The following is a 12,466-nucleotide window of genomic DNA, read 5'->3' as shown; positions in this document are numbered from 1 at the left end:
GGTGTTACAGGAGTATGGAGTCCTGCTTTAGACAATACAACAACTACTACCTATACTTTTACTCCTGACCCAGGGCAATGTGCATTGGTAGACACTATGGAAATTATAGTAAACCCAATCATAACGCCATTATTTACACAAGTATCACCTATTTGCAATGGAGAAGCCTTAGCGCCTTTACCAACCACATCAACCAATGGTATTACAGGAACTTGGAGCCCTGCTTTAGACAATACAACAACTACTACCTATACCTTTACTCCAGATGCTGGACAATGTGCAACAGCAGAAACCATGCAAATAGTTGTAAACCCTATTATAACACCACTATTTACACAAGTAGCTCCTATTTGTGAAGGTGATGCTTTGCAAGCTTTACCCACTACATCAAATAATGGAGTAACAGGTACCTGGAGTCCTGTAATAGACAATACAACTACTACCACCTATACCTTTACTCCTGATGTAGGACAGTGTGGCACTGTTGAAACTATGCAAATAGTAGTAAACCCTAATATTACTCCAATATTTACACAAGTGGCTCCTATTTGTAATGGAGAGCCTTTAACTGCATTACCAACCACTTCCAATAATGGTGTAACTGGAATTTGGAGTCCTGCAATTGATAATACGGCAACAACAACGTATACCTTTACTCCAGATACTGGACAATGTGGCATAGTAGTAACAATGGAAATAATAGTAAACCCATCTACTACCCCATTATTTACACAAGTAGCTCCTATTTGTGATGGTGATGTTTTAACTCCATTACCAACAATATCAAATAATGGTATAACAGGAGCATGGAGTCCTGCTTTAGACAATACAACTACTACTACCTATACTTTTTTACCAGATCCAGGACAGTGTGCTGCTTCTCAAACTATGGAAATTGTTGTAAACCCTATCATAACACCCATATTTACACAGATTACACCAATTTGTGAAGGAGATACTTTGCAAACTTTACCCACTACATCGAACAATGGTGTTACTGGAATTTGGAATCCAGCAATTAATAATACGACAACAACTACCTACACATTTACACCAGATACTGGGCAATGTGCTACTTCTCAAACCATGGAAATTATTGTAAATCCAATTATTACACCAGTGTTTACACAAATTACTCCTATCTGTAATGGCGAGATTTTAAACCCATTACCAACCACATCTAATAATGGTGTAACTGGATTCTGGAATCCTGCAATTGATAATACTACAACTACAACCTATACGTTTACTCCTGATGCTGGACAATGTGCTACTTCTCAAACTATGGAAATTATTGTCAACCCTTTTCCTACAATTGCATTAAATAATTTAACAGCTTGCAGCACTAGTGGTAATGGCATTGATAGTTTTAATTTAATAGCTGAAATACCAAACATATTAGGCAATACACAAAACCCTGCAGATTATACAGTCGCTTTTTATGAAGATTCTGCTGCAACTATATTAATTTCAACAAATCCATATGCCAACATAACAGCTTATTTTCAAACTATTTATGTAAATATTTCAAATAATACATCATTATGTTCATCTATTTTTCCGTTTGATTTAATTGTTGAAGATGCTGCAACGGTAACCATGCCACTCCCTGTTATTGAATGTGATTACGATGGTACTAATGATGGATTTTACCCATTTGATTTAACAAGTTTAGATTCTGAAGTATTAAATGGTCAAAATCCAGTCGATTATCAAGTTAGCTATTATTGGAACAGTCAGGATGCTATAGATGGTTTTAACTCAATAATTGATCCATCAGCATTTATTAATACAACGGCTTACAATCAAACTATTTATATTCGAGTTACAAATATTCATATTCCAGATATTTGTTTTGCAACAACCTCATTTAGCTATACTGTAAGTCCAATTTTAAAACCTGTCATTACTTCAGTAGATGGACAAAACACCATTTGTGTTGATTTTGAAACAGGCATTGTACAAAACCAAGTGACCTTAATGAGCGATTTACAGGATCCTAATTATCAATATACCTGGTTTTTGGATGGCACTGAGATAATTGGTGCTAATCAAAGTACTTATGTGGTAGATACAAATGCTCCAGGATTATATACACTTTCAATAACAGAAATTAATTCTGTTGCAAATTGTACTTCTGAACTTAGTGAACCTTTTGAAGTTATCCAATCCGGACAAGCAGTATTTGTTAGTGTTTCTCAATCAGACACTTTCGATCCAAACCCAAGTATAACGATAACAGTAGAGGGTTATGGTGAGTATTGGTTTCAATTAGATAATGGTCCAATTTTAAATAATGGTGGTGTGTTTACTAACGTTAGTGGTGGTTTACACACAGTTTATGTTTATGATAGAAAAACAGATAATCCTTCTTGTGGCTATATTATTATTGATGATATACGAATTATTAGTTATCCAAAATTTGTAACTCCAAATCAAGATGGCTATAATGATATCTGGAATATATCTGCCATGAGTAATCAGCCAGAAGCTAATATTAATATATTTGATCGTTTTGGAAAATTAGTTGCAAGTATTAAACCTTCTGGTCCAGGATGGGATGGTACCTATAATGGAAACCTCTTACCCGCTAGCGACTATTGGTTTGTATTATCTTTTAAAGAAAATGGACAATCTAAGGTATACCGTTCTCATTTTACTTTGAAGAGATGAGTTATTCTTTAAAGGAAGGAGTAACCAAATAATCTTTAACTAATAATTATTTACTAAACTATTAGTATTTTTTTAAAGGTATGCGTATAAAATTAAGTTATAAAATTGGCTTCATACCATTCCACTTGCTTTTTAACTCCTTCTAATAAAGCTGTTTGTGGATTATAATTAAGGAGTTTTCATTACAAATTAATAGTACAAAGAAACATTTTTTTTCTGTAAGATTAGAATTCTTTAAAAAAGAATACATTTGTAAAACCAACAATCCATTTATGAATTACGATTTTACCATTATAGTTCCAGTATATAATGAAGAAGATAATTTAATTCGTGTTGAACAGGCTTTATTTGACTATATAAAAATAGCAACTAAAAAAACCAAAATTCTTTTTGTTAATGATGGTTCTAAAGACACAAGTCTAGACCTTATTGAAACTATTTGCCACAGACAACCAGATTTCACCTTTATTAGTTTTAAAGAAAATAGAGGTTTAAGTGCTGCCATAAAAGCTGGGTTTGATTATACTGACACAGAACTAGTTGGATATATTGATTCCGATTTACAAACAGCTCCTGAAGATTTTAATTTATTGCTTGAACATGTAGGTGAATACGATTTAGTTACTGGAGTTCGTGCTAATAGAAAAGATAGTTTTATTAAGAATATATCGTCTACCATTGCTAATAGTATTCGTCGTGCTTTTACTCAAGATGGGATGGACGATACTGGTTGTCCGTTAAAAGTTATTAAAACAGATTATGCCAAACGTATTCCTATGTTTAATGGGTTACACCGATTTCTACCTGCCATGATTTTATTGCAAGAAGGCAAAGTGATTCAAATTCCTGTGCAGCATTTTCCTAGGATAGCTGGAACTGCCAAATTTGGATTGTGGAATCGTTTACTTGGGCCTTTAATGGATTGTTTTGCTTATTTGTGGATGAAGAAAAAGTATATTAATTATTCCGTTGCTAAAAAAGGTTAATGAGTAGCTGGATCATATATAGCATTGGGTTTCTAGCACAGATTTTATTTTCTTCCAGACTAATTATTCAATGGCTAACATCTGAAAAACAAAAACAAGTAACCACTCCAACGCTGTTTTGGTCTTTAAGTTTAATCGCATCCTTTTTATTGTTTATTTATGGGTATTTAAGAAATGATTTTGCCATTATGTTCGGGCAGGCTCTTACCTACTTCATCTATATTAGAAATTTACAACTTCAAAATCAATGGCAACGATTACCAAAGCTAATCCAGTTATTTTTGTTTTTTATGCCTATTCTTATTGTCATATTCTATTACAATAACAATGTGATTGATGTGGAATTATTATTTAAAAATGAAGCCATCCCATTTTGGTTATTGGTTTTAGGGATTGTATCTCAAATTGTCTTTACCCTTCGTTTTGTTTATCAATGGATCTATTCAGAAAGACGAAAAGAATCTGCCTTACCTTTAGGATTTTGGATACTAAGCTTAGTAGGTTCCATAATGATTCTTACTTATGCCATTTTTAGAAAAGACCCTGTTCTTTTTGTTGGTCATATTTTAGGAACTATTATATACATTAGAAATCTAGTTTTAATACAGAAAGTTCGTGATTAAATTATTTAAAGAATATCCTATTTTAAGTATTTGTGTCTTTTCATTAATCATGTTATTACCCAATTTAAACGTAATTGATGTCTCCATAATGGAAGCCAGAAATTTCATTACTGCCAGAGAAATGGTACAAGATGGCAACTGGCTATTAACCACTATAAATGGTGAACCCAGATACCAAAAACCACCTTTGCCAACATGGTTAACTGCTTTTTCTGGCATGTTATTTGGGTTAAAAAGCATATATGCTTTAAGGCTTCCTGCTATTTTATTTGTTGTATTAATTGGAGTTTTTATTTTTAAGATTTCTAAGATAACAACAGATGATATATCATTAAGTTCTAGAAATGCTTTTATAGCTTTAACCTCTTTTTATATTATTGGAATTACCATTGAAGCTCCTTGGGATATTTTTACTCATGGCTTTATGTGTGTTGCTATTTACCACTTAATATTAGTTTTTAATAAAGAAAAAAACTACTGGAAACATACTCTATTAGCAGGTATATTTATAGGATTTTCTATTTTATGCAAAGGTCCAATTTCAATATATGCTTTATTGCTTCCCTTTTTAATTGCATATGGATTCACTTTCAAATACAAGCATGTAAGAGCAAAAGCCTTTTCGTTTGTAAGCATCTTAATTCTGGCTTTAATTATTGGTGGTTGGTGGTATTTATATGTTAGGTTTCAAGATCCTGAAACTTTTAATGCGATTACAGAAAGAGAAACCTCCAATTGGTCTAGTTACAATGTAAGACCTTTTTACTATTATTGGAGCTTTTTTGTTCAAAGTGGACTTTGGACAATTCCAGCCTTTATAAGCTTACTATATCCTTATTTAAAATCTAGAGTTAGTTATTTAAAAGTTTATCAATTTAGCTTGTTATGGACGCTTTTTGCTGTGGTTTTATTATCAATTATTCCAGAAAAGAAATCTAGATATTTAATGCCAGTATTAATTCCTCTTGCCATCAATATTGGTTTTTATATCGATTATTTGATTAAATATTTTAAAACCATGACTAATAAAAAGGAAACTATTCCTGTCTATTTTAATTTTGGACTGATAGCTTGTTTGGGATTAGTATTTCCTATTTTAGGTTATGTGTTTTTAAAAGACAACATTTCTAGCCATTTGCTAATATTTATATTGGCTTCAATGACATTATTAATTATTGGTGTTTCAATTATATTCTCATTAAAAAAGGGAAACATGGTAAGAGTATTTAATTTAACTGTATTGTTTTTTGCTGCAGTTATAATTACGGCCTTACCTCTTACTAGAGGCTTAATAAGCGATAGCTATAATCCTATTTCTAACTTAAAAGCTGATATGGAAAAACAAGGAATACCTATATATGCTGAGAGGTATGTTTCTCCAGAAATGCTTTGGTATTATGGTGGGAAAATCCCCTTTATTTCTTTTGATGAAGGTGTAGAAAGCTTACCTAAAGTCAGCAAGTTTGGAATTCTAACAAAAAACACATTAGAAGAAAACACTTTAAATTCCTTAGAAGTAACTTATAACATTGAGAAAATAACTACCTATAATTTAAATCGAGTTTCTGAAGATTCTAATCAATACAAAGACAGACTTTTAAATGTGTATTATATTTTTGAAAGAAAATAACTTAATGAGGGTTGTATTTATGCTTTATAAATTGACTTATTTTAAAAAACATATAGCCTGAAAGTGCTCCAAAAGTAAAACCACTTAAAACATCTAGTGGGTAATGAACTCCAATATAAATTCTACTGTAACCCATTAAAGCAGACCAGAATAATAAGATGAAAATCAGGTATTTGTATTTATGTCTTAATAACAAACCTGTAAATACTGCTACAGCCATAGAGTTAGATGCATGACCTGAGAAATAGCCATATTTCCCTCCACAGGATGGTTTTACTAATCGCATAAGGCTTTGTAACGCTTCTTCATGACAAGGTCTTGGACGCATAAATCCATGTTTAAATAAATTAGTTATTTGGTCTGTAAATGTTACCATAAGTGCAACTATTACAATTGTATAGAAAAACATTTTTAGACTTTGTTGTTTAAAAATTAAATACAACAACAAGGCATATAATGGAATCCAATAAAATTTAGTTGTATAAAACATCCAAAAGGCATCCCAAGTTATGGTTCCTAAATTATTAAGGTATAAAAAAAGATCGGTATCTAATTGTAAAAGTTGTTCTAACATAAAATAGTGCCTAAATTTATAAGTGGCTAAAGTACTTAAAGTATTTTTTTAGTCTTCGTAACGAGAAATTTCTCTATCATAAAAATCAGTAGCTTGTTGGATTAAGCCCTCTGCTTCAATTTCGAGTTCTTTTTGATCGTGTTGATCAAAATCTTCAAGCCACTCTACCTCGTCATTTTCTAAATTAATAATAAATCTAGGAAACTCGGTATGTATTACAAAAATAGCACTTGGAAAATCGGTGTTATCGCCTAGTAAAAATTTTGGGAAGTCCATCTTGTTAGTTGTTAGTTGTTAGTTGTTTGACAAAATTAACCTTTTTGTTAAATAATTAAATCGAATATACAATAAAATGGCAGCTGTTGTTAAGCCAGCAAGTAAACCTAGCCATATACCAAAACTACCATAAGCCTCTTCTTTTCCTAAGAAAAAGCTAATTGGAAAACCAATAATCCAATAAGAAATAAAAGTTATAATAGTTGGTATTTTTACGTCCTGTAACCCTCTTAAGGCACCAAGCATGACCACTTGTATACTGTCGCTAATCTGAAAGATTGCTGCAGCTATAAGTAAATTTGAAGCTATACTGACTACTTCTGTATTATCTGTCAAGTTTTTTAAATCGTTAAAATCAACATATATCTTTGGTAATTGGTTATGAAACAGAAAAAACAAGAGGCCAAAAAATACTGCAAAAATGGTACCTAATAAAAAAATTGAAAAGGCTATTCGTCTTAGTTCTATATAGTTCTTTAATCCTTTTTGATTCCCTACTCTAATCATAGCAGTTACACTTAATCCCATAGCCACCATAAAGGTCATAGACGATAGATTTAATGCTATTTGATTGGCTGCCTGTGGATTTTTACCCAATAAGCCACTTAACCAAATAGCAGCAGTAAAAATAGCAACTTCAAAAAACATTTGCATAGCACTTGGTGAACCCAAATTCATCAGTTTTTTTAGCATGAGCTTGTTTAAGGTAAAAAACTTGATGTTGGTTACATAGGCTTTAGATTTTTCCTTCCCTTTAAGTAACCACCATATATAGGCTACCATTACTAATCTAGAAGCTAAAGTTCCATAAGCAGCACCGACAATCCCTAGTTCAGGAAATCCGAGTTTTCCAAAAATTAAAACATAGTTTAAAAACACATTCACCACATTTGCTAAAATAGTGGCATACATCGGATATCTAGTCATAGACAACCCATCACTAAATTGTTTAAAAGCTTGAAAAATAATCAACGGTATTAAAGAAACCGCTACCAAATCTAAATACGGAATGGCTAACTCAACAACTTCAATAGGTTGTTTCATTAAATACATAAGTGGTTTTGCAAAAAACACTAAAAGAAATAAAGAAATGCCCAAAACCGTACACAAGAACAAGCCATGTTTGAAAGCCGATTTCCCACGAGAAAAGTTTTTAGCAGCATCTGCTTCGGCCACTAAAGGTGTAATGGCTGTAGAAAAACCAATACCCAAAGACATAGCAATAAACATAAAAGAGTTTCCTAAAGAGACTGCAGCTAATTCAGCTGTACCTAATTGCCCAACCATAATATTATCAATAAACTGTACAAAAGTATGACCTAGCATACCTAACATGACAGGAGCAGATAGTTTCCAGTTGTATTTAAATTCCTTTGTATAGTTGCTTAAAACCATTTGGCAAAAGTAGTATTTAGGTTTTTGTTAAACTAACTAAGGTTGTTTTTTATCCTAGATTAACATGATTTTAAGATATCTAATAAAATTCGTGTAGTATCTTGTTTCAAAATAATTATATGAAATCTATTAGTACTACTTTGTTATTTTTTTTTAGTTTTTTGGGTATTTCTCAAGAAGCTCCTGAATTATTTTTAGCCGAATTCATTAGTAATTTTCCAAATGTTAGAGATCTTGCCATATCACCAAATGGCAATGAAATGATGTTTACAGCTCAAAGTGTCATGGGAAATTTATCAGCTATTGTAATTTCAAAGAAAACTAATAATAGTTGGTCTACACCAAAAGTAGCTTCATTTTCTGGTCAGTTTTTCGATTTGGAACCTTTTTATTCAAACGACGGATTGAAACTTTATTTTGTGTCAACCAGACCATTATCTAACGAAACTCTTGAACCCAAAGATTTTGATATTTGGTTTGTTGAAAGACATACTTTAAGTGATACTTGGTCTGAACCCATAAATTTGGGATTTCCAATAAATACGGAACATGGAGAATTCTATCCTTCTATAGCTAATAATGGGAATTTCTATTTTACTAGAGACAACCCAGATTTAAAGACGAAGGATGATATTTATGTCAGTGAATTTAAAAATGGTGCATATCAAACACCTGTAAAATTAAGTCATGCTATAAACTCTGATGGCTATGAATACAATGCTTTTATTGCTCCAGACGAGTCTTATTTAGTCTTTGGGAGTTATAACCGAAAAGATGGTTTTGGAAGTGGTGATTTATACATCAGTTTCAAAAAAGATAATCATTGGACTGTTGCTAAAAATTTAGGAGGAATTGTAAATTCAGATAAAATGGATTATTGTCCTTTTGTAGACACCAAAACGAATACCTTATATTTTACAAGTAAGAGAGACAACACGAAAATCAATCAAGAAAAACCTTTAACTACTGAAGAATTAGTTTCTGAACTCAATAAAGCTGATAATGGTTCTAGTAGGTTGTATCGTTTTCTATTAAAAAATTATTAAAAAAATAATAGATAGTACATAAAAAATTACTCCTTTCTCCTAGTACTTGTTATCCTAGATTTAAAATTTATATAAGCATCAACTTTTTCTCCATTCAGCTCAGCTGGCAACCATTCATTTTTGCTGTCGTTAATTATATCTTCAAAAATTTTAATATAGTCAGAATTTAAAAAAGAATCATTCGATTTCATATCTCCAACAGTTCCATCTTTTCTGATTAATATGGAAATATTTGCTTCAATCCCTCCTACCCCATTGGAATTATACTTGCTCTTTGAAATTATATAGGCACTATTAATATCTACTCCCATACAATTTATCCCACCAAGAATAGAAGGAGGACAATCGAGTGTTTTCCAAATAGATTCTCCGTCAATAATGACTTCATATTCTTTATCATTACCACATTCATTAGAGTATAGTAATGCATTTTTATCGAAATCGAATTTATGAAGTAACTTTCCTTCATCATCATAAAATAACCAGACACCTACCTCTTTATCATTTAAAAAATAACCTTCACTTTTTAAAACTTCAGATTGATACCATTCTTTCCATAAACCCTCTTTTTTTCCTAAAGAATAGTTTCCTGAAACAATCAACCTTTTATAATAAAAATCATACTCTTTATAAAAGCCATGCTTTTTATTTTTATTAGATTTAAATACTTCGTATTTGGCTGTTGAGCTCAATAAGCTTTCCTTTACGGTTTTTACTTTTCTAGACTTTTGAGCTGTTGTTATTGAAACACAGAATACAAAATATAATAGCGTAAGAAGGTATTTTAATTTCATGACTATTTTTTAAAGATTTGAAACTTGTTGCTTCGCCTCCTCAAACTCCTGCATTATATCTGTTACAATTTTTGCCACTGGTTTAATGTCGTGAATCAAGCCTGCTATTTGTCCTATTTCTAATTCGCCATCCTCTAAATCGCCTTCAAACATACCACGTTTGGCTCTGGCTCTTCCTAGTAATTCTTTAAGTTGTTCTGGAGTTGGAGACGTTTTATATAGTTCTTGTAAATCGTTATAAAATTTGTTTTTTATCAAACGTACAGGAGCCAATTCTTTTAAGGTTAATTGGGTATCACCTTCTTTAGCATCAACAACCACTTGCTTAAAAGCTTGATGTGCCGAACTTTCTTCACTGGCTACAAATCTACTTCCTACTTGAACTGCATCTGCTCCTAAAACCATGGCTGCCAACATGGCTTTTCCTGTGGCAATACCTCCAGCTGCTATTAATGGAATTTGCAATTGCTCTTTTACCATTGGTATTAAAGTAAGTGTTGTGGTTTCGTCTCTTCCATTGTGTCCTCCAGCTTCAAAACCTTCAGCAACTACCCCATCTACTCCAGCTTCCTGAGCTTTTAAGGCGAATTTGACACTGCTCACTACATGAACAACAGTTATGCCTTTTTCTTGTAACCAAGAAGTCCATGTTTTTGGATTTCCAGCTGAAGTAAAAACAATTTTTACGCCTTCTTCCACAATAATATCCATGATTTCCTGAATGTTTGGATAAAGCATAGGCACATTCACACCAAAAGGATTATCAGTCGCTTTTTTACATTTTTGGATATGTTCTCTTAAGACTTCTGGATACATGCTTCCAGCTCCAATTAAACCTAAAGCTCCTGCATTACTAGCAGCAGAAGCTAAACGCCATCCAGAATTCCAAATCATTCCTGCTTGGATGATTGGGTATTTTATTTTGAAAAGTTGAGTAATTCTATTTTGCATTAACATATGTTTTTTGAGGTGATTCACTTTGACTACGCTTAGTGTAAGCTAGTTCATCATAACAAACTATTAATATGCTATAAAACTACTAAGAAATTACTCCAGAACCAATTAATTCATCGTCCAGATACCAAGCTACAAATTGTCCTTCGGTAATGGCAGATTGTAATTCTTGAAATTCTACATATAATCCTGAATCTACTTTATATAAAATTGCTTTTTGTAATGGTTGCCTATACCGAATTCTAGCCATGACTTCCATGGTTTCATCTAACTGAAGTTTTAAATCTTCACGAATCCAATGGAGTTCATCATTAGATACAAATAAAACATTTTTTAATAATCCTGGATGGCGTTTACCTTGTCCTGTATAAATTACATTGTCTTCCACGTTTGTTTCGATTACAAAAAGTGGTTCCACAGTCCCTCCAACGGCTAGACCTTTACGTTGCCCTTTAGTAAAATAATGAGCTCCTTGGTGTTTACCTACAATCTTCCCATCTCTTATTTTATAATCTATTTTCTTAGATACAAACTGAAGTTCTTCTTCCTTAGATTGAAAAACAGGAAGCTCTTGTTTATAAACATCGAAATCTTCAGAAACCTCAACAATAACACCTTCTTTTGGTTTTAACTGCTGCTGAAGAAATTCAGGTAATCTTACTTTCCCAATAAAACATAGACCTTGTGAGTCCTTTTTTTCTGCAGTAATTAAACCTTGTTGAGCTGCAATATTTCTAACTTCTGGCTTTAGTAATTCGCCTACTGGAAATAAAGCTTTTGCTAATTGATCTTGTGATAACTGACATAGAAAATACGATTGGTCTTTATTGGCATCTACTCCTGCCAAAAGCTGATGTATTTGTTTGCCATCTTTTTCAATGGTGTTTTTTCTACAGTAATGTCCTGTAGCTACATAATCTGCTCCTAATTCCAGAGCTATTTTCATAAACACATCGAACTTAATTTCACGATTACAAAGCACGTCTGGATTGGGTGTTCGTCCTTTTTCGTATTCGTTAAACATGTAGTCTACTATACGTTCTTTGTATTGTTCGCTTAAATCTACTGTTTGAAAAGGAATACCTAGTTTATCTGCTACTAGCATGGCATCGTTACTATCGTCTAACCAAGGACATTCATTAGAAATGGTTACCGAGTCGTCATGCCAATTTTTCATAAACAGACCAATTACCTCATAGCCTTGTATTTTAAGCAAGTATGCAGCCACACTGGAGTCTACTCCTCCAGAAAGTCCAACTATAACACGTTTTTTTTTCATAATTTCAGTTTGCAAAGATACTGATTTTACCTTATTTCTCTTAAAAAGACTCATTTTAAATTATTTAGTCCTTTTTTTAACTTTTTAGCTTCCAGTCTATTAACCTTTGTTCCTTTTTAAATGATTTAATTTAATTGCCTTTTATATATATTTTTTTTATGTTTACATACTTATGTTTAGGTAGACTCCTTACTTCGATTGATTAATAGCTTACTCAAAAAAGTGATATACCTAAA

11 protein-coding genes are annotated in these 12,466 nt (G+C 32.1%); 5 read left to right on the top strand and 6 right to left on the bottom strand.

What is annotated here, in order from left to right:
- The 4 genes from FVF61_RS00055 to FVF61_RS00040 form a co-directional block, all read left to right on the top strand.
- A partial coding sequence (locus FVF61_RS00055; RefSeq protein WP_158635167.1) for a T9SS type B sorting domain-containing protein occupies window positions 1-2,673 on the top strand: 2,673 nt, incomplete at its 5' end.
- A gap of 272 nt (window positions 2,674-2,945) precedes the next feature.
- Window positions 2,946-3,659 carry a glycosyltransferase gene (locus FVF61_RS00050; RefSeq protein ID WP_148451973.1) on the top strand — a complete coding sequence of 238 codons (714 nt, stop codon included), beginning with the start codon at window positions 2,946-2,948 and terminating at the stop codon, window positions 3,657-3,659.
- Entirely contained in the window at window positions 3,659-4,282 is a 624-nt protein-coding gene (locus tag FVF61_RS00045) for a lipid-A-disaccharide synthase N-terminal domain-containing protein (RefSeq protein ID WP_148451971.1), read from the top strand. Before FVF61_RS00050 ends, FVF61_RS00045 begins: the two co-directional genes overlap by 1 nt.
- Complete coding sequence (locus FVF61_RS00040) at window positions 4,275-5,912, top strand: ArnT family glycosyltransferase (RefSeq protein ID WP_148451969.1); 1,638 nt, start codon at window positions 4,275-4,277, stop codon at window positions 5,910-5,912. Before FVF61_RS00045 ends, FVF61_RS00040 begins: the two co-directional genes overlap by 8 nt.
- Before the next feature lies 1 nt (window position 5,913).
- Here the strand turns inward: FVF61_RS00040 and FVF61_RS00035 are convergent, their stop codons facing one another.
- The 3 genes from FVF61_RS00035 to FVF61_RS00025 are packed head-to-tail and all read right to left on the bottom strand — an operon-like array spanning window position 5,914 to window position 8,157.
- Entirely contained in the window at window positions 5,914-6,486 is a 573-nt protein-coding gene (locus FVF61_RS00035) for a phosphatase PAP2 family protein (protein WP_148451967.1), read from the bottom strand.
- A gap of 48 nt (window positions 6,487-6,534) precedes the next feature.
- Window positions 6,535-6,762 (bottom strand): hypothetical protein, encoded by a 228-nt coding sequence (locus tag FVF61_RS00030; protein WP_148451965.1) that lies wholly within the window; start codon window positions 6,760-6,762, stop codon window positions 6,535-6,537.
- An 18-nt stretch (window positions 6,763-6,780) separates the two neighbouring features.
- Entirely contained in the window at window positions 6,781-8,157 is a 1,377-nt protein-coding gene (locus FVF61_RS00025) for an MATE family efflux transporter (RefSeq protein ID WP_148451963.1), read from the bottom strand.
- A gap of 119 nt (window positions 8,158-8,276) precedes the next feature.
- Between FVF61_RS00025 and FVF61_RS00020 the strand changes: the two genes are divergently transcribed.
- Complete coding sequence (locus FVF61_RS00020; protein WP_148451961.1) at window positions 8,277-9,203, top strand: TolB-like translocation protein; 927 nt, start codon at window positions 8,277-8,279, stop codon at window positions 9,201-9,203.
- A 26-nt stretch (window positions 9,204-9,229) separates the two neighbouring features.
- On the opposite strand, the gene FVF61_RS00015 is transcribed toward FVF61_RS00020, so the two are convergent.
- The 3 genes from FVF61_RS00015 to mnmA form a co-directional block, all read right to left on the bottom strand.
- Window positions 9,230-9,997, bottom strand: coding sequence for a toxin-antitoxin system YwqK family antitoxin (locus FVF61_RS00015; protein ID WP_148451959.1), 768 nt, complete (start codon window positions 9,995-9,997; stop codon window positions 9,230-9,232).
- Between the two features lie 9 nt (window positions 9,998-10,006).
- The gene (locus FVF61_RS00010) at window positions 10,007-10,975 is read right to left on the bottom strand and encodes an NAD(P)H-dependent flavin oxidoreductase (protein ID WP_317131650.1); all 969 of its coding nucleotides are present in this window, start codon (window positions 10,973-10,975) and stop codon (window positions 10,007-10,009) included.
- Window positions 10,976-11,036: 61 nt separating this feature from the next.
- Complete coding sequence (gene mnmA / locus FVF61_RS00005; protein ID WP_148451957.1) at window positions 11,037-12,230, bottom strand: tRNA 2-thiouridine(34) synthase MnmA; 1,194 nt, start codon at window positions 12,228-12,230, stop codon at window positions 11,037-11,039.
- Window positions 12,231-12,466 lie beyond the last annotated feature (236 nt).

The organism is Xanthomarina maritima (assembly GCF_008084905.1).
GTDB classification, from domain to species: domain Bacteria; phylum Bacteroidota; class Bacteroidia; order Flavobacteriales; family Flavobacteriaceae; genus Xanthomarina; species Xanthomarina maritima.
Note: the sequence above shows the minus strand (reverse complement) of the source record. Positions and strands in the feature narration are given on the sequence as shown.

Excerpts from the sequence above, each read along its gene's own strand:
- FVF61_RS00050 (WP_148451973.1), top strand. The coding sequence starts at position 2,946 with ATGAATTACGATTTTACCATTATAGTTCCAGTATATAATGAAGAAGAT.
- FVF61_RS00030 (WP_148451965.1), bottom strand. The coding sequence starts at position 6,762 with ATGGACTTCCCAAAATTTTTACTAGGCGATAACACCGATTTTCCAAGT.
- FVF61_RS00015 (WP_148451959.1), bottom strand. The coding sequence starts at position 9,997 with ATGAAATTAAAATACCTTCTTACGCTATTATATTTTGTATTCTGTGTT.
- FVF61_RS00045 (WP_148451971.1), top strand. The coding sequence starts at position 3,659 with ATGAGTAGCTGGATCATATATAGCATTGGGTTTCTAGCACAGATTTTA.
- mnmA (WP_148451957.1), bottom strand. The coding sequence starts at position 12,230 with ATGAAAAAAAAACGTGTTATAGTTGGACTTTCTGGAGGAGTAGACTCC.
- FVF61_RS00020 (WP_148451961.1), top strand. The coding sequence starts at position 8,277 with ATGAAATCTATTAGTACTACTTTGTTATTTTTTTTTAGTTTTTTGGGT.
- FVF61_RS00035 (WP_148451967.1), bottom strand. The coding sequence starts at position 6,486 with ATGTTAGAACAACTTTTACAATTAGATACCGATCTTTTTTTATACCTT.
- FVF61_RS00025 (WP_148451963.1), bottom strand. The coding sequence starts at position 8,157 with ATGGTTTTAAGCAACTATACAAAGGAATTTAAATACAACTGGAAACTA.